Source organism: Bacteroides sp. A1C1, from assembly GCF_004328515.1.
GTDB lineage: Bacteria > Bacteroidota > Bacteroidia > Bacteroidales > Bacteroidaceae > Bacteroides > Bacteroides uniformis.
In genome coordinates, this window is sequence record NZ_CP036491.1 from 2,090,693 (window position 1) to 2,106,930 (window position 16,238).

Consider the following 16,238-nt stretch of genomic DNA (forward strand, 5'->3'; position numbering starts at 1 on the left):
CATTCCCAGACAAAGCTTAATATTTTTTGCAAAGTAATAAACTTTTCCTTTCACTCCTTGTCACTGAAAAAGGTGATTTTTCAGCCACATACAGAAAAAATTCAGCATCTCCAATAAAAAGCAAAATGAATAAGACGTATATTTGCAACAACTAAGCACAGATTGAATTCCACTAAAATATACCGATATGAGGGTACGCCATACTAAGCTATTATCACTCCTCTTTTCTTTAACCACTATCCTGCTTCACGCCGGAGAAATACCAACAGACACTCTGTTGGCACACTTCTACAACCGGGCAGCCAATCTCATGGAAGAAGGACACTACGATGAAGCGCAACGTAGCTTCGACAGCGCCTTTGCCACCCGGAACGTAAAGCACTCCTTCATGTATCCCATCTTGCTGAACGAACAAGCCACACTGCTGGTCTATGTGGGAAAGACAGAAGAAGCCTTTGCCATGAAAAAAAATGTGCTCCCCTACCTGCCGCAGATAAATGATTTGGAAAAGCACATCAGCGTATACAACGATTTGGGACTCCTCTACCGTCAGCACCAAATGAATGACTCTACACTCTACTATTACAATAAAGCACTGGACAGTGCCTTGCAATATGGGGACGAAAGCTGGATAGCCCACATCTGCAACAATGTGTCCATCCTATACTTCAATATCAGGCAGCTGGACGAAGCTGAAAAGTATACCGACATGGCCACCGAACATGCCGCCAGAACCGAAGACCCATTCGTAGCTTTCACCACCTGGCAAATCAGAGCAACCATAAAGGCTGAACTGAACAAGCTGGATGATGCTGAAAAATCCAACCTCAAAGCCTGGAACATTGCCTGCCACGGAGAGGGAAACGAAGACTTATGGAAGATACGCTGCCTGCCCGGCATGCTGAGACTCTTTGAACGAAAAGAACAACCCGATTCCATAGACCACTACTTGAAATTGGGGAACAAACTAGTACAACGGGTACCATCCAACTCCATCGCTGCCATAGGATTCATACAATCGAAGGCAGCCACCGAAACAAACCGCAAAAACTATGCCCGCGCCTTGAAGGACTTCCACTGGCTGCGTAACCGGAAAACCGGTACCGAGCCCAAAACATTATTTACACAAATGGCACGATGCTACGATGCCTTGGGAAACCCCAAACTGGCCTACACCTATATGGATAGTGCCCGCATGTGGACTGATACGCTGGCACAGCACAATCTGACGCAACAAATGGCAGAATTCAACGTGAAATATCACACACAAGAAAAGGAATTGGAGATAGCCCACCTGCAACAAGAACAACTGGAACACCAAGCCTTCCTGCTAAAAGCCTCCATTGCTGTAGCCCTTCTGTCCGGTCTTGCTCTCATTACTTTGTTGACGCTCCGCCACAAGAAACGAATGGCCGAAAAGAAGATTGAACTGCTAAAGCAAGAAAACGAACTGAACTCGGCACGCCGCTACATTGAAGGGTTGGAAGAGGAATGCAAATATTTTGCCAAAGAACTGCATGACGGCATAGCCAACGACCTGCTGGGGCTGCAAATGAAGATAGAAGCTTCTGCCGGCAAAGGGAATGAGCAGGAACTGGCCTCACTCGTCAGCAAACTGAGAAACAACGTGCGGAATATCTCACACGAACTGATGCCTCCCGAATTCGAGCATCTCAGTCTAGACCAGATACTCGACCGTTATGCTGCCAAACTGACCGAGAACACCGGCATAGAGGTCAGCTATCATCCAACGGAGAACAACGCATCACGCCATCTTCCCAATGAAACCGCTTATGAGCTGTACCGCATCGTACAAGAGCTCACCATGAACATCGTGAAACATGCCTCAGCCAGTCATATAGTCATCAGTCTCCGTGCCGACAATGAAAATAAATATACCCTGCAAATTACAGACAACGGTAAGAATGCAAACAAGCAACAAACAGCAACAAACAACAATGACGGCATAGGATTGCGTACCGTAAACGACCGTATCAGAGCCATCAACGCTACCGCCAATGTATGCTCGTCAACAGAAAACAACGTTTTCACCCTACTGCTTAACATAAACGAATGAAACCAAACAAAGAAACATACAGAATACTGGTAATAGATGACCACCCGATTGTTGCTGAAGGCATCATCGCATTGGCCTCGCAACTCGAAGGAGTGACGTGCAAAGGAGCCACTTGTGCAAAAGACGTGGAACAACTGACCCTCAAAGAGAGATTCGACCTTTGCATCATTGACCTTGAACTACCGGATATGAATGGATTCCAACTCATATCCCACCTTCACAGCCAGATACCCGAATGCGGCATTTTAATCTATACCATGCATGAAGAACCTTGGATCATAGCCAAATTATCCACCCTAAACATCAACGGAGCTGTTTCAAAAAATGCCAGCACCAGCGAATTGAGAGACGCCATCAGTACACTGAAAAACGGAACCAGATACTTCAGCAATGTTTTCAGCGAACTGGACAAGGAAAAACAAAACACCCTACCACATGCACTTCCCGAATTGTCGAGACGTGAAAAAGAAGTGCTCGCCTATCTCTCGCAAGGACTGAGCACCTCTGAAATATCCCAATTACTATTTCTCAGCATCAATACAATACAGACTTACCGGAAGCGCCTGATGGAAAAACTGGAGGCCAAAAACGTTGCAGAACTTGTCTACAAGGGGAAGAGCTTATTCTGAGAACACTTGTCATTCGCCCGGACAGTTACAAGCCTCCAGCTTCTCAAGCTTCTCCGTCTGAAAAGGAAGAAAATCAACTTAGCGGATACTCACCGTCATCGGATTGCGCACCTTCTGTGCAAAATCAGCCATGTATCGGTTCCAGGCTTCAGCAGTCTTGATGTCCGCGCGGTCCCAGGCAAAGCCCCAGTAATACACGTAGTCAGCGCCCGGCTCATAGTCGCTGACAACCAGTACATGACCGTCCGCATTGTTACGCATCTTCTTCTCCTCTATGGGGAAAAGCACGGTTTTGGCTTCCTTCACAACGGCAGGGAAAGCGGCCCCCATAAATATCTTGCCATTATCCGGTCCGGTAGTGGGGTCTACATACGTCATATAACCACCGGCGGCATCAGCCACCACAGCACCGTCCGGTTCGTGCAGCACAATACCGGTAACAATGGGCAAAGATTCCTTTAGATTACTATACGAAACGGCAGTACGGTTCAGATGAGAACCGGCATCCAGCGTAATCAGACGTGTTTCCACCACCGCAGTATCCCCTTTCACAGCCAACGGATTGAACTCCAGCTTCACGGTGAAGCGCAACGGACCGTTGTCCAGCACCTCCTGCGTCTTGTAGCACCACGGATAGATAATGGTATCATTCACCATCAATGCAGACACTCCAGCTCCCAATGTTGGACCTACTGCATAGCAGTCCATGCCATAACCGTGGTCTATATGATAGGAGAATGTGCGTACCAGCTCATCGGCTGCCTTCGGGTCTGTCTTGCGCAATTCATTAACCTGCTTCCAGGAGTCTGCATCCAGTTCCTTGGCATACATGTCTTCCAGTACCGGTGCAGCAGTGCCTCGCTTCGTGAACAAGTCGTAGCCGAAACCGCGTTCACCCCTTGCCTGCAATGCAGGACCGTAGGCACGGAAGCCTACCAAGTCGTTCTCCCAGGCCATGTCGTCCAGACGTTCGGGATACTGCCGCCCACAAGCCCTTACCTCCACATCGACGGGAGTACCGGCCTGGACGGTATATGCAGCCGATGCATTGGCAGCTACCGTCGCAGGGAAGATTAATTTGTCATCGTAGGTCACTTGGTAAGGCACCTGCTCCCCTTCGACATTCAGAACCACAATCTGTGCGGTGTCTGCCAGATTCAGAAGGTTTGAGATTTCGGTCATGGACACCTCTACCATCTCATCGGAACGGTCCATCGCTAACGGATTGGTTACCGTAACAGTCACTATCTTGCTATCGTTGCAAGCAAGACAGCAGAGGGCCGCCATACATAATAAAAGAAAGTTTCTCATATAATCATTGCTTTTTCCTAATCAGTTGTATAACTTTCTTTTAGGCGCGGATTTCGCGGATTATACGGATTTTCCTTATCCTTTCCGCGAAATCCGCGTAATCCGCGCCCAAAAGAAAAAGGTGACAAGTGACATTATCCTGCCACTTTATCACCTTCTCAATTATCCTTAAATTTATTTCGGTTGCTTTCCGATATAAGCCAAGATACCTCCGTCTACATAGAGGATGTGACCGTTTACCGCATTAGAGGCTTCCGATGCCAGGAACACTGCCGGACCGGTAAGTTCTTCCGGAGCCAGCCAGCGGCCTGCCGGAGTCTTGGCGCAGATGAACGAGTCGAACGGGTGACGGCTACCGTCGGCCTGCTTTTCACGCAGCGGAGCAGTCTGCGGGGTAGCGATGTAACCCGGACCGATACCGTTACATTGGATGTTATATTCACCATATTCAGAGCAGATGTTGCGAGTCAGCATCTTCAAGCCACCCTTGGCAGCAGCATAGGCCGACACAGTCTCACGACCCAGTTCGGACATCATAGAGCAGATATTGATAATTTTACCGTGGCCCTTCTTCATCATGGCAGGCAGAACAGCCTTTGATACGATGAACGGAGCATTGAGGTCGATATCGATTACACGACGGAAGTCAGCAGCCTCCATCTCGTGCATAGGAACACGGCGGATGATGCCGGCATTGTTTACGAGGATATCAACAGAGCCTACTTCCTTTTCAATCTGGGCTACCATGGCCTGAACAGCAGGTTCATCTGTCACATCACATACATAACCGCGTGCCTTGATACCCTTTTCAGTATAGGCAGCCAAGCCTTTGTCTACCAACTCCTGGTTGATATCGTTGAAACAGATAGTTGCTCCTTGCTCTGCAAAAGCTGAAGCGATAGCAAAACCGATACCATAAGAAGCACCTGTAACAAGGGCTACTTTACCTTCCAAAGAAAAATTCAAATACGGATTCATAACGTTAAATTATTAAGTTTAAATAAGTGATATTCTATTTATGTACGATTTGCAAGTAGTTTATACTCAATGGAAACTTTATTTTGGGAGAATGCCTTCCCTATAAGGAAATCGCAGCGAATGCTTTTCGTATCGTAGCTTTTCACATCATCGGGATGCTCAGCATAGCGAATTTCATAGTTCGTTTTCATGATTGCACTACATTTAATAGGTTATAACTTCAGCCATCAAATACACATCGTTTGCGTACACGATGCAAATGTAACAAAAGAAAATGGAGAAACCGTATAAATTTGTGTCAATTATATAGTAATATCGTTCAAAGATTCGTAAAAAGAAAAAATCTATACCTATAGTGCCAACAAGAGGGGGAAAGAATAACAAAAAAACCCACTAAAACTTGCGATTTTAGTGGGTTTTTAGCTGCAATTAGCTGTATCGTAGTTGGACTACCAGTCCTTCAAATATCGCTCTGAATAGCATCTTTCTGATACTCGTTGATACATTAATTAATATTACTATTGTTGATTATTAGTAGCGATAAGTATCATAAGACTGCATGAGTAGTCTTAATATTGGGCTCTGTATTGGGCTCAACTAAAAATTATCATATTATGGTTATAGTTATAATTGTATAGTGTCAGGAAGTATCATCATTTGGGGCTCTATTTGGGGCTCTCAAAAAATAAGAAAGCCCTAAGAAATTGTTTCTTAAGGCTTTTCTTTGATTGGTTGTTGGACTACCAGAAAACAAACTTCTTTAATAATCCAATATGATATTCAATATCTTAGCAAACATGTTTATCATACATGGCACCGATTTTGGCACCTAATAGTACGCAAACATACCCATCCGCAATCTGGAAAGAACTCTAATTATAAGGACAAAGGTATGAGTTATTTCGGAATTAATAGACAAAAACGGATAAAAATCGTATTTAATAATGGTATATTTGCCAAGCCAATTGATACTAATTATTCAAAAACAATATGGAAAATGACCCCTATACACAAGGAATAATACGAAATGTAAAGCACAATCTCATCGCAGGTATCATACTCGCCGTCATAGCTACACTCGTAAGTCTCATTGCATGCTCTCCGGGAATGACTATCGAAGAGAACGAAAAGCCGCCGCATATCGTTGACGATTGGCCGGAGGCTACTGATACAATCAATATCATACCTGACAGTGTTCGTGACATGACTCATGCAGACAGTATCCGCTTTGGATTGCTTCCTCCGGATGATTGATAGCAAACCGAAGTCCTGCAGCAACAGATGGACTCCGGAACCTGCCGATAGGTGATAGCAATCAATAGCAGCTCAAGAAGATTGGCCAATGAAAATTGATAGCAGATTTCCCTTCAGGAATGGCAGCCGGTTAAAAGATTTGCCACCAGTCCTATTGTGCGTTGTGCACGGAGCATCCGGCTCTTCGTCTGCCCCTGCCCCCAATGCGTGCCGCCAGCCCGCAGGCGGGCACCCAGGCAGCACGCAAAGGGTGCAGCGGCTACGGCGGTACTCCGTCGCGGGCATAGGCAGGAGAGATGGTGTTGCCGCGCGGGCTTCCGGCTTCTGTGGCCGTGCCGCCTCCCCCTTTGGGATTGCTTGTACATGGCGGGGCAGGCCGCCCTGGGACAGTGTTGCCGCGCTCCCGGTATCGTCGGGCCCGTCGCCCGCCGATGTTGCGGTGGCCGTATGCTCCAGCGGTATTGCCTTTTTTCTCTGCCGGGGCAGAAAAAAGAGAGAGGTTCTTAGTATTCAACATAATAATCCATATCGAGGGGGCGTCGCAAGCGCCGGCTATTCCCCTCGATAAATATTATTATATTTAATACCGGTACCTACGTCAGCGCTCCCTCCGGTCGTCAGAGCTGCCGTAATATCGCAGTTCCTCGCCCCCACGCCTGGGGTGGAGGCATCTCCCTCCGGCTTCGCCGGGCTGTATGCTCCCTGCGGTGCGTGTCTCTGTGCGCCGCCTGCCGTCCGGCCAAGCCTTGGGGTGTGTCCGCGAAGCGGCCAATACCTTTCCTACCGGCTTCGCCGGACGATGCCGGGAAGCCTCCCATACCCCTGGGTATCCATCGGACAGTTACTCCGTATATTTTCCTTTTTTTCTTCACAAAGATAGGCTCCGGCCGCCATGCAATCAAGAACCGGCTGCGCCTATCCGGAAGAAAAAAATCCTGAGCGCCGGGACGGCGTGCGGTTTTTTCCTCCCGGATTTCTTGCTTGCATGTCGTCCTCCACCTGGGTGGGAGTTTAGAAAAAAGGGAAAAAATGTGGTGGGCGTGCGCGGTGGAAAAGCTGTCAATCCGTCATTCGCGGCACAAGAGACGGGAAGTTTTCACACTAATTATTAGGAATTTACAAGGGAAAAGCCTATCTTTGTGTTACTGAAATAGGGAGACACCCTGCCATCAATAACTGTAATACGGAAACAAAAGCATGAAAAAGGAATTGGGAAAATGGCTAATGGATATAGCCAAGTACATCACCACCGCCGTGGTGCTGACCTCGATTTTCGGAGAAGTGGAACAACAGTGGATAATCTACGCGGGAGGTACGCTTGCCGTAGCCTTGTCATTGGGCTGGGGCTTGTACCTCGTACGCGACAAAAAGGAAGGAGTATAATATGGGAGCACTGATAATGTTTGCATTTATAATCGTGGTTGCCAACGCAGCCGGATTGTATTACTGGTACCAGGAACATAAGAGCAAGCCCAAGAACACGGGCTGCTAAACCTCTAAACGCTGCGCTATCGGCATGACGGGCTTCTTCATCCATGACCAACCCCAACAGTACCCGAATTCTGAAAATGCCCACCTACGGGCTGGAGACTTCGCCCGACGGGCAGGAACTCTTCTTATGCCGTTACAAGAAACCGGGCTGGAGGCTTCGCCTCGATGATGCCGCCACCGACAAGACCAAGCTGGCCGCAACGTTGCGCAAAGCCGCCGAATGGCTCACCAAACGGCAGGGATAACCGCACACCGGCACCATCACAGCGCACGCCCACCACATTTTTTCCTTTTTTTTCTAAACCCCATTCAGGTGGAGGACGGCATGCAAGCAAGAAATCCGGGAGGAAAAAACCGCACGCCGCCCCGGCGCTCAGGATTTTTTTCTTCCGGATAGGCGCAGCCGGTTCTTGATTGCATGGCGGCCGGAGCCTACCTTTGTGAAGAAAAAGAAGGAAAATCCACAGAGTAACTCTCTTTGAACGCTATCTACATTTACATCGCATTAGCTTATGTTTTTCAACCCTACATCATCCTGCGGCAAGTACGGAAAAATGTCCGGAATGTCTCCATGGCAGCACATATCCATACGCCCGGCACCGCCCGGCCGTTTTTTGCTTTCGTTTTTTCAAATCCTGCCGGGACAAAAAAAAATCGCCCCGACGTTTTTTCATTTCGTCGGGACGATTTCAAGTGTTTCTTGCGTGGAAAACGAAGGATTAGCCCAACGGATTCTCGCCCTGGTCGCCATCACTTCCACCGCCTCCGGGATTCTCACTTCCACCGTCCTCGGAGCCGCCTTGGCCTTTGGTTGCAACAGTAGAGGTTTTCTTGTAGGACAATGTCTTGCAAATGTCCTTCAGTTCCTTGCAGGGAACAAACACGATACGCGCCTTCTTGATGTTGGCAGCGGTGAATTTATCGGCAGACTCTACGCCTTCGGTACTAATGGCCAGACGGAAGGAGCCGAGGTCGTTGATACGGACAATCTGACCGCTGGCCAGCTTTTCCTTGGCAATGTTCATCACGTTGTCCATCACGGCCTTGGCATCGGCACTGGTCACGGTGGAACGGTCGGCAGCGGCACGGGTAAGCACGTCAAAGGTACATTCGTCAGTAGCTTGCACCTGGGCGTAGAACTTGGGGGCTTCCTGCGGTTTCGCAGGATTCTTGCGGGCTGATACGGAATAGGATACAGACATGGTAAAATAGGGGTTAAAGGGTTGATGTATATTTTACGCCTCCCCATCGTGGAGAAGCAGAACAAATGTACGCATGTACGCGCGTAAAGTCGGGCGGTTCATGAGGATGCGTGCTGATTTGTGCAGATATATGCCGGATTGTTACCGGTTGTTACCCCGACTGTTACGGACTGTTACCATTGTTACCGGTTGTTACCTACTGTCCGGGCACGAAAAAGCCGCTCCGTGATGGGGCGGCTTCCTCCGGAACTCACGTCGGGCGGCTACTTGTTCCCAGCTTTTTTATCACCCGGTTTTCCCAGCAGGGAGGCGATGAAGTTGCGGAAACTCTCGTTTGTAAATACGAATTTCAGGACACTGAGTGTCCATTTCAAAGCGGTTTTCATAGCGGTATCACGTTTTAAATGTTCGCTGGCGAAGGTACGGAGCAGTGGAATAGCCACGGCCGCTATGTGTGGTTGTGTACGGATGAGTGTGTTTTTCGTGCGGTTCTGTCACCCGTTGCGGTGGAAGGCCTCGGCGCAAAGCGGAGCATATTCCGTGGAGGCGTCGAAGCAGGGACACTGCTTGAGCCACTCTTGCGGCTCAATGACGCCGTTACCGTTCAGGTCGGGACTGAGGTCGCGATGGCCGCAGACGGTGCTTTTGGGGTACAAAACGAGCAACTGCCGGATGAGGAAGCGCAGCGCTTCGCGTTGCTGCGGTGTACGTGTATCGGCGGCGGCCCCGTCGGGCTGCAGACCGCCTTCATAGGCAATGCCGATGCTGTGGGCATTGAAGCCCCGCACATGGGCGCCGACAGTATCGAGAGGGCGCATCGGGAATACGGTGCCTTCCCGGGTGATGTAGAAGTGATAGCCGCAGGCGGTGAAACCCCGCTGCCGGTGGAGGCGGTCGAGGCTTTCCGGGGTAAGCTGGCGGTCGCACCGGGAAGCGGTGCAGTGCACTACGATAAGGTTGACGTTTCGGTTACAGTCCAGACGGAGCGTCGGCAGATTGGCGGTAGACATTGCGGCAGTGGCGGCTGCAATGGGTTGGGAAACGATAGCGGGTTGTGTCATGAGCGTGCTGAAGGTTGGGGTTACTGTATAAAGGTATAGGTGGCAAACGCAGTGGCAGAACGTCAGAATGGGGAGCCGAAGGCAACCGCTATCAGGTCTTTCTGCCGGGGTGTCAGTACGCGGGCCGTCAGGTGGTAGTGGGTTTCGTCGAGGGCTTGCAGCAGTTCGGGACTGTCTTTTATCCAGGCTTTCAGGCGGATGCTGGCGCTTGCCGGCGCGATGTTGGGGAAGTAGAGCACGGCCAGCTCCTTGAAACCGTAGGAACGGTTCTCCAGCTGGCGGGCGGCAGGGTGACGGGCAATGCCGGATGCAGGACGGCAGGTGTCGATGTTGCGTAGGGATGTGCGGAAAACGTCGGAGGTCATAAGCATAAAGGTTTGATTTACATCAGTAAAGGTACGTCTTTTTGTACGGAATGCCACGGATTGCAGGCCAAGACTATATATAAGTATAGTTAGGGGTACCCGATAACTACCCGATGTGTGTGCAAAGATGTGTGCAGACTGCCCGGCATCGTCCGGCGAAGCCGGTGGGAAAGGTATTGGCCGCTTCGCGGACACACCCCAAGGCTTGGCCGGACGGCAGGCGGCGCACAGAGACACGCTCCGCAGGGAGCATGCAGCCCGGCGAAGCCGGAGGGAGATGCCTCCACCCCAGGCGTGGGGGCGAGGAACTGCGATATTACGGCAGCTCTGACGACCGGAGGGAGCGCTGACGTAGAAGCAAGGGCGTATTGTTAACATAATAGCGAATATTTTTAGCGTAGCGCAGCCGGGAATCAAGCGAAGCGCCCGGCTGAAAAATATTCTTATTATGTTATAAAAACTCGCCCTCCTCTCTCTTTTTTCTGCCCCGGCAGAGAAAAAAGGCAATACCACTGGAGCATACGGTCGCCGTAACATCGGCGGGCGACGGGCCCGACGATACCGAGAGCGCGGCAACACTGCCCCAGGGCGGCCTGCCCCGCCGTGTACAAGCAATCCCAAAGGGGGAGGCGGCACGGCCACAGAAGCCGGAAGCCCGCGCGGCAACACCATCTCCCCTGCCTATGCCCGCGACGGAGTACCGCCGTAGCCGCTGCACCCTTTGCGTGCTGCCTGGGTGCCCGCCTGCGGGCTGGCGGCGTGCATTGGGGGCAGGGGCGGACGAAGAGCCGGATGCTCCGTGCACGACAGGTGGCAGCACTACTCCCTCAACGCCACCGCCTGCAACCGTTGCAGTGCCTCGACATAACCGCACAACGCGCGGCGCATCTCGGTAAACTCCTGCTCCCTCTCCCGCCGCTGCTTCGCTTCCTCCCGATAATGGGCACAGAAACGGGGATACTCCTTCATCACGTATTTCAGCGCTTCGCTGCCGGTAGATTTACCCACCAGCGCCTTCAGCCGCTCCAACTGCTCCGCTTCCTCCGCTGTCAGCCGCAGGGTGAGTGTCGATACCTTCTCCGTGCTCATGGCCGTATCTCCTTCCCGTTTCCGGACGCTGCCCGAAGCGCTGCCGCCACTTCCTCACGGTTCATCCACCCGGCACGCTCGAAAGCTTCCCGATAGGTCCGGTACTTCACGCCGAAGCGCTCAATCGTTACTCCGCATGCCGTGATGCGGTGTGCCACACACCACCCGTGCGCCATCTTGCGAGGGTAGTACTTGCCGCTAATCGGAGCGGCTGCCGTCTGTTGTCCATTCGTCATTTTCGATGTTTTTTTGCTCATGAGGCGTACCACATGAGCGTTTTTCCACTGTTTTCGCTCACGACACACACGCCGAGAGCGCACTTTGTCTCTGGCTTCCCCCCCTCACGAAGCCTTGGCAGGCACCGCCTTCCGCAGCTTCGAGAGGATGTACCTTGCCGGCATGTTTATCTTGCCCTTCGACCTCCGCACTTCGTCGATTGCCTCGCGCAACGCCCTCTCCTGCCCTTGCGCCGCCTCGAGCACCCGTTCGAGGTCATAGCTCGGCACCTTGACCTGCCGCAGCATCTGCCGCAATTCTTCGGACGTGTCGGCCGCCTGCCGCCTTACCGTGAGCCGCCCCGCCGCCACCAGCGAGCGAAGCGAAGGCAGCAGGTAGCTGCACACCGTGAGCCTGCCCCGGCTCTGCCGCACCTCGTCGGCCAGCGCCCACAGCGGCGAGCCGTCGGTATCGATGCCCTCTATCGTGCCTATCCAGCGGACATCATCCGGGGCAATGCTCATCGACCTGAACAGTAGCTGCAGTCTCTCCTTCCCCGAAGAATGCGAAGCTCTCTCCTCCTCCTCCCTTGAGGGGGAGTTTGAGGAGGAGTTTTTATTAGCATAACTCTTAATAGATTTGTCGCATTCTTCTGAGAAGTTTCCAGAAGTTTCCGGAAATTTCTGGAAATCTTCCGGAAACGCTTCCTCCTCCTTTGCTTCCAGCTCCGACAGAACCCGCTTCCCAACGCCCTCTGCCCCCGTTTCCGTCTGTGCGGTTACAGCCGGAACGGCAGGCACCGGCGCAGCGGTTCCCGGCACATCGGTAACGGCTTTCGGCACTGCACCTCCCTCGGCTTTCGGGATGATCCGCATCGGCGGCAACTCTTCCCTCGGGAAAAGCTGCGGCAACGGTTCCGGCGCCTGGACGGTCTTCTCCGTTTCAACCAGCCGTAGGTCTTCCTCGATGGCGGGTGTCTTCTTGCACACCTTGCAGATGTCGATGTAGCGCGTCTGTATGCTCCTGGCCGTCAGCACCCCCTTCTCCTGCCACAGCCGGTTGTCGAAAAGCCCTATCTCGGCGCAGTAGCCGATGATGGCCGTCACCTCTTCCTCCTCGATGTCCCAATATTCGGACACGTCGAAAAGATGGTCTTCGGTGAACGTCAGGCAGTAGCCCCTCACCCGGTAAATCTCGTTGAGCACGTACTGATAGACAGCATACCCTGCACAACGGTACTTCTTCTTCAGGCGCTTTATCTTGATGTCCTGAAAGCGGTCCGTCTCCGCCTTGTAGTAACTGAAACCCTGCTTAGCCATACTCACTCCTTTCCTGCTATGATTTTCACCAGACACGCCTCTATCTCCTCGCGCTTGTACAGATAGGTTTTCCCGAAGCGGTAACAAGGCAGCTCGCCCTTCGTCCGCAGCAGCTTCAGCGTGGAGTTGCTGATAGAGAATATACGTGTCACGTCCGCACTGCGCAGATACTCCTTATCTGTCATTTCCGTCAGGCATTCTGCCGCCTGCAGGGCATTCTGTTCAAAAAGTCTCTTCTTCATATTGATAATGTATGTTTATTGATTACTTGCATGATTGTCGCCCTCCTTGCCCTTGTTGGCATAAAGCTCTTTGAGTTGTGCCATGTCGTCCATCACCTTTTTGTCCACAATCTTGGCATACAGCTGCGTGATGGTGAGCGAGGCATGCCCCAGCATCTTGCTGACCGTCTCGATGGGGATGCCGTGCGATAGCGTGATAGTGGTGGCGAACGTGTGCCGGGCCATGTGGTAGGTGATGTCTTTCCGGATGCCTGCCGCTTTGGCGATGGTTTTCAGATAACGGTTGATTGCCTGGTTGCAAGGCACGGGGAAAATGGGCTGCTTCGCCTTCTCTCCGTGATAAGTGGCATACCTCGCTATCAGCTCCTCGGCAGGCTCCAGCAGCGGCACCGCCACACGCTGCGAAGTCTTCTGGCGGTGGTAGTTGAGCCAATGCGAGCCGTCTATCCCCAACGTGATGTTCTTATTCGTCAGCATCAGAATATCCACGTAAGCCATGCCCGTATAGACGGAGAACATGAATATGTCCCTCGCAATGCCCAAGTGGGGCGGCAGCGTGACTGCCTTGAGCCGCCTGATTTCTTCCTCCGTAAGATACCCTTTTTCCACATACTCCTTGTGCACCTTCAGCAGGCATACCGGGTTGTTCGTTATCCACTCATTCTGTATGGCCAGATTCATAATCCGCTTGAACCGTGCGATATGCTTCAGCGCCCCGTTGACGGCACAGCGAACCGTACCTTCACGGCGGTAGCCCTGCAGGTAGGCGAAGAACTCATAGACAAAAGCCTTGTCTATGGCCTCTATGGAATAGTCTGAGAGATGGAACTTGATACGAACGAAATCGAGCAGGTGTTTTCTTGTGACGATATATCCGCGGTAGCTTCCCGGGCGCAGGTTCTTGCGCTCTACGGCCTCGTGATAGTCGAAAAGTTTGGTGATGGTGGAGTATTCGTTCTCTTTGGCCTTGAACTGCAGCTTGAAGTTTTCGATGCTCAGTTCATAATGTTTCTGCTGAATCCGTTCGACGGTTTCAGTGACGAGCAGCCCGGTTTCCTCGATAACCCGGTTTGCTTCCCGGTCAGCTTCTGTCTTTCCGGCAGCCCTCTGCGCCTTGGCAATCCACGATGCCGGACGTATTGATACATTCAGGGGAAAGTCGTATCTTTGTCCCCCGACAGTGACTCGGCAATACAGCGGGACTGTATTCGCCTCTTTTTTGGTTCTGCTCTTTCTTGCCCAGAACAGAACTGAGATTTTCTTCGTTACACTCATTTTTTAGTAGTTCATGAGTTCCTTCGAAGATTGCGGTAAAGGGAGGTTGCTGTGTCACCTAATTTGGCACCGAAATCGTGTCTGTTTTTTTCGATGCCTATTTAGAAGTAACAAAAAAACCCACTAAAACTTGCGATTTTAGTGGGTTTTTAGCTGCAATTAGCTGTATCGTAGTTGGACTACCAGGATTCGAACCTGGACAAACAGAACCAAAACCTGTTGTGCTACCATTACACCATAGTCCAAACATAGGGCTTTCTGTTAAAAAGCGGTGCAAAGATAAAAGGAAGCCCCGAAATATCCAAATATTTCGGGGCTATTTTTACTGCCGAAGCATTATTTCCTTAATTACTTCTCTTTAGGATACCGCTATTTGGCGATAATCAGATAGTAATTCTTCTTGCCGCGCTGTACCAGCAGGTATTTTTCGTCCAGCAGGTCGGCTGTCGTAATCACCTGGTCGAAAGCAGCCAGTTTCTCCTTATTCAGAGAAACGCCACCGCCTTGCACCAGCTTACGCATCTCGCCCTTGGAAGCGAATACAGCAGCATTATCCACGAACAAATCCACCGCCTTCACACCGGCAGCCAGTGCATCACGGGATATTTCGAACTGGGGAACACCCTCGAACACAGCCAGCAGCGTATCTTCGTCCAACTTCTTCAGTGCATCAGAAGTTGCATTGCCAAACAAGATGTTGGATGCATCCACAGCAGCATTATAGTCCTCTTCGGAGTGAACCATGATAGTCACTTCCTTGGCCAGACACTTCTGAAGGACGCGCAAATGGGGAGCAGCCTCGTGCTCGGCCGTTAGAGCGTCAATCTCCTCCTTGGAGAGTGCAGTGAATATCTTTATGTAACGTTTGGCATCCTCGTCGCTCACGTTCAGCCAGAACTGGTAGAACTTATATGGAGAAGTGTAACGCGGGTCGAGCCAGATGTTTCCGGACTCTGTCTTGCCGAACTTGCCACCGTCGGCCTTCGTAATCAGCGGGCTGGTCAGTGCAAACACCTCCCCGCCGTTCGTACGGCGAATCAGCTCGGCACCGGTAGTGATGTTACCCCACTGATCGCTGCCACCCATCTGGAGCTTGCAGCCTTTGGTTTCATACAGATGAAGGAAGTCGTATCCCTGCAACAGTTGGTAGGTGAATTCCGTGAAGGAAAGACCGTCACGTGCCTCACCGTTCAGACGCTTCTTTACAGAATCTTTCGCCATCATATAGTTCACGGTGATGTGCTTACCCACTTCACGGGCAAAATCGAGGAAAGTGAAGTTCTTCATCCAATCGTAGTTGTTCACCAACTCGGCACGGTTGGGGGCATCCGAATCAAAATCCAGGAACTTGGAGAGCTGGGCCTTCATACCGGCCAGATTGCGCTGCAACGTCTCTTCCGTAAGCAGATTGCGTTCTGCAGACTTTCCGGAAGGGTCACCAATCATACCCGTAGCACCGCCAATCAGTGCCAACGGCTTGTGTCCGCAACGCTGGAAGTGACGCAAAATCATCACACTGCAAAGGTGCCCGATGTGCAAAGAGTCCGCAGTAGGGTCGAAACCAATGTATGCAGTCACTTGTTCCTTAGCCAGAAGTTCTTCCGTACCCGGCATCATATCGTGGAGCATGCCACGCCATCTTAATTCTTCTACAAAATTCATCGAATGATTAAGTTATCTGATTAATTATTTAAGTGATTATCTATGAATTGTTTGATTCCTATTTTAA

General features: G+C 51.1%; 17 protein-coding genes, 1 tRNA gene and 1 pseudogene. 5 read left to right on the forward strand and 14 right to left on the reverse strand.

All coding sequences use genetic code 11. From position 1 onward, the window contains the following. Positions 1 to 187 precede the first annotated feature (187 nt). Both EYA81_RS08530 and EYA81_RS08535 read left to right on the forward strand, forming a co-directional pair. A complete protein-coding gene (locus tag EYA81_RS08530) occupies positions 188 to 2,077 on the forward strand; it encodes an ATP-binding protein (RefSeq protein ID WP_131225636.1) in 1,890 nt (629 codons plus the stop codon). After that, a complete protein-coding gene (locus tag EYA81_RS08535) occupies positions 2,074 to 2,706 on the forward strand; it encodes a response regulator transcription factor (protein WP_005831042.1) in 633 nt (210 codons plus the stop codon). Before EYA81_RS08530 ends, EYA81_RS08535 begins: the two co-directional genes overlap by 4 nt. Before the next feature lie 78 nt (positions 2,707 to 2,784). Here the strand turns inward: EYA81_RS08535 and EYA81_RS08540 are convergent, their stop codons facing one another. The 3 genes and pseudogenes from EYA81_RS08540 to EYA81_RS08550 form a co-directional block, all read right to left on the reverse strand. Next, complete coding sequence (locus tag EYA81_RS08540; protein WP_005838041.1) at positions 2,785 to 4,017, reverse strand: DUF4861 domain-containing protein; 1,233 nt, start codon at positions 4,015 to 4,017, stop codon at positions 2,785 to 2,787. A gap of 174 nt (positions 4,018 to 4,191) precedes the next feature. After that, a complete protein-coding gene (locus tag EYA81_RS08545) occupies positions 4,192 to 4,995 on the reverse strand; it encodes a gluconate 5-dehydrogenase (RefSeq protein WP_005831048.1) in 804 nt (267 codons plus the stop codon). A 56-nt stretch (positions 4,996 to 5,051) separates the two neighbouring features. Beyond that, positions 5,052 to 5,186 (reverse strand): annotated as a pseudogene (locus EYA81_RS08550) (5-keto-4-deoxyuronate isomerase); the annotation flags it as partial. Positions 5,187 to 5,985: 799 nt separating this feature from the next. On the opposite strand from EYA81_RS08550, the gene EYA81_RS08555 reads away from it, so the two are divergent. The 3 genes from EYA81_RS08555 to EYA81_RS08565 all read left to right on the forward strand — a co-directional run bounded on the left by EYA81_RS08555 (position 5,986) and on the right by EYA81_RS08565 (position 7,985). Further along, a complete protein-coding gene (locus tag EYA81_RS08555; protein ID WP_057098000.1) occupies positions 5,986 to 6,249 on the forward strand; it encodes a hypothetical protein in 264 nt (87 codons plus the stop codon). A gap of 1,197 nt (positions 6,250 to 7,446) precedes the next feature. Then, positions 7,447 to 7,632 (forward strand): DUF6722 family protein, encoded by a 186-nt coding sequence (locus tag EYA81_RS08560; RefSeq protein ID WP_057097998.1) that lies wholly within the window; start codon positions 7,447 to 7,449, stop codon positions 7,630 to 7,632. A gap of 152 nt (positions 7,633 to 7,784) precedes the next feature. Next, positions 7,785 to 7,985, forward strand: a complete 201-nt coding sequence (locus tag EYA81_RS08565; protein ID WP_057097997.1) for a hypothetical protein — start codon at positions 7,785 to 7,787, stop codon at positions 7,983 to 7,985. A 474-nt stretch (positions 7,986 to 8,459) separates the two neighbouring features. On the opposite strand, the gene EYA81_RS08570 is transcribed toward EYA81_RS08565, so the two are convergent. The 11 genes from EYA81_RS08570 to tyrS form a co-directional block, all read right to left on the reverse strand. Beyond that, entirely contained in the window at positions 8,460 to 8,942 is a 483-nt protein-coding gene (locus tag EYA81_RS08570; protein WP_057097996.1) for an HU family DNA-binding protein, read from the reverse strand. 263 nt (positions 8,943 to 9,205) lie between these two features. After that, positions 9,206 to 9,328 (reverse strand): hypothetical protein, encoded by a 123-nt coding sequence (locus EYA81_RS19805; RefSeq protein WP_255425204.1) that lies wholly within the window; start codon positions 9,326 to 9,328, stop codon positions 9,206 to 9,208. Positions 9,329 to 9,436: 108 nt separating this feature from the next. Beyond that, complete coding sequence (locus tag EYA81_RS08575) at positions 9,437 to 9,952, reverse strand: N-acetylmuramoyl-L-alanine amidase (RefSeq protein ID WP_117962981.1); 516 nt, start codon at positions 9,950 to 9,952, stop codon at positions 9,437 to 9,439. A 113-nt stretch (positions 9,953 to 10,065) separates the two neighbouring features. After that, complete coding sequence (locus EYA81_RS19560; RefSeq protein WP_242672419.1) at positions 10,066 to 10,746, reverse strand: DUF4248 domain-containing protein; 681 nt, start codon at positions 10,744 to 10,746, stop codon at positions 10,066 to 10,068. 441 nt (positions 10,747 to 11,187) lie between these two features. Beyond that, entirely contained in the window at positions 11,188 to 11,457 is a 270-nt protein-coding gene (locus tag EYA81_RS08585) for a hypothetical protein (RefSeq protein WP_057097994.1), read from the reverse strand. After that, on the reverse strand, positions 11,454 to 11,693 hold the full coding sequence (locus EYA81_RS08590; RefSeq protein ID WP_120173014.1) for a hypothetical protein: 240 nt from the start codon (positions 11,691 to 11,693) through the stop codon (positions 11,454 to 11,456). The genes EYA81_RS08585 and EYA81_RS08590 overlap by 4 nt, the downstream gene beginning before the upstream one ends. Before the next feature lie 105 nt (positions 11,694 to 11,798). Beyond that, entirely contained in the window at positions 11,799 to 12,992 is a 1,194-nt protein-coding gene (locus EYA81_RS19345; RefSeq protein ID WP_207389425.1) for a DUF4373 domain-containing protein, read from the reverse strand. 2 nt (positions 12,993 to 12,994) lie between these two features. Then, the gene (locus EYA81_RS08600; protein ID WP_057097992.1) at positions 12,995 to 13,234 is read right to left on the reverse strand and encodes a helix-turn-helix domain-containing protein; all 240 of its coding nucleotides are present in this window, start codon (positions 13,232 to 13,234) and stop codon (positions 12,995 to 12,997) included. Between the two features lie 15 nt (positions 13,235 to 13,249). Beyond that, positions 13,250 to 14,509 (reverse strand): site-specific integrase, encoded by a 1,260-nt coding sequence (locus EYA81_RS08605; protein WP_117962904.1) that lies wholly within the window; start codon positions 14,507 to 14,509, stop codon positions 13,250 to 13,252. A 174-nt stretch (positions 14,510 to 14,683) separates the two neighbouring features. Continuing rightward, positions 14,684 to 14,754: transfer RNA gene (locus tag EYA81_RS08610), tRNA-Gln, on the reverse strand. Positions 14,755 to 14,878: 124 nt separating this feature from the next. Then, positions 14,879 to 16,171 (reverse strand): tyrosine--tRNA ligase, encoded by a 1,293-nt coding sequence (gene tyrS, locus EYA81_RS08615; RefSeq protein ID WP_005834072.1) that lies wholly within the window; start codon positions 16,169 to 16,171, stop codon positions 14,879 to 14,881. Between the last annotated feature and the right edge of the window lie 67 nt (positions 16,172 to 16,238).

Bases quoted from the DNA above. Each gene is read 5' to 3' on its own strand.
- EYA81_RS08605 (WP_117962904.1), bottom strand. From the start codon at position 14,509: ATGAGTGTAACGAAGAAAATCTCAGTTCTGTTCTGGGCAAGAAAGAGC.
- EYA81_RS08560 (WP_057097998.1), top strand. From the start codon at position 7,447: ATGAAAAAGGAATTGGGAAAATGGCTAATGGATATAGCCAAGTACATC.
- EYA81_RS08540 (WP_005838041.1), bottom strand. From the start codon at position 4,017: ATGAGAAACTTTCTTTTATTATGTATGGCGGCCCTCTGCTGTCTTGCT.
- EYA81_RS08530 (WP_131225636.1), top strand. From the start codon at position 188: ATGAGGGTACGCCATACTAAGCTATTATCACTCCTCTTTTCTTTAACC.
- EYA81_RS08575 (WP_117962981.1), bottom strand. From the start codon at position 9,952: ATGTCTACCGCCAATCTGCCGACGCTCCGTCTGGACTGTAACCGAAAC.
- EYA81_RS19560 (WP_242672419.1), bottom strand. From the start codon at position 10,746: ATGTTAACAATACGCCCTTGCTTCTACGTCAGCGCTCCCTCCGGTCGT.
- EYA81_RS08565 (WP_057097997.1), top strand. From the start codon at position 7,785: ATGACCAACCCCAACAGTACCCGAATTCTGAAAATGCCCACCTACGGG.
- tyrS (WP_005834072.1), bottom strand. From the start codon at position 16,171: ATGAATTTTGTAGAAGAATTAAGATGGCGTGGCATGCTCCACGATATG.
- EYA81_RS08590 (WP_120173014.1), bottom strand. From the start codon at position 11,693: ATGACGAATGGACAACAGACGGCAGCCGCTCCGATTAGCGGCAAGTAC.
- EYA81_RS08535 (WP_005831042.1), top strand. From the start codon at position 2,074: ATGAAACCAAACAAAGAAACATACAGAATACTGGTAATAGATGACCAC.
- EYA81_RS08600 (WP_057097992.1), bottom strand. From the start codon at position 13,234: ATGAAGAAGAGACTTTTTGAACAGAATGCCCTGCAGGCGGCAGAATGC.
- EYA81_RS08545 (WP_005831048.1), bottom strand. From the start codon at position 4,995: ATGAATCCGTATTTGAATTTTTCTTTGGAAGGTAAAGTAGCCCTTGTT.
- EYA81_RS19805 (WP_255425204.1), bottom strand. From the start codon at position 9,328: ATGAAAACCGCTTTGAAATGGACACTCAGTGTCCTGAAATTCGTATTT.
- EYA81_RS08555 (WP_057098000.1), top strand. From the start codon at position 5,986: ATGGAAAATGACCCCTATACACAAGGAATAATACGAAATGTAAAGCAC.
- EYA81_RS08585 (WP_057097994.1), bottom strand. From the start codon at position 11,457: ATGAGCACGGAGAAGGTATCGACACTCACCCTGCGGCTGACAGCGGAG.
- EYA81_RS19345 (WP_207389425.1), bottom strand. From the start codon at position 12,992: ATGGCTAAGCAGGGTTTCAGTTACTACAAGGCGGAGACGGACCGCTTT.
- EYA81_RS08570 (WP_057097996.1), bottom strand. From the start codon at position 8,942: ATGTCTGTATCCTATTCCGTATCAGCCCGCAAGAATCCTGCGAAACCG.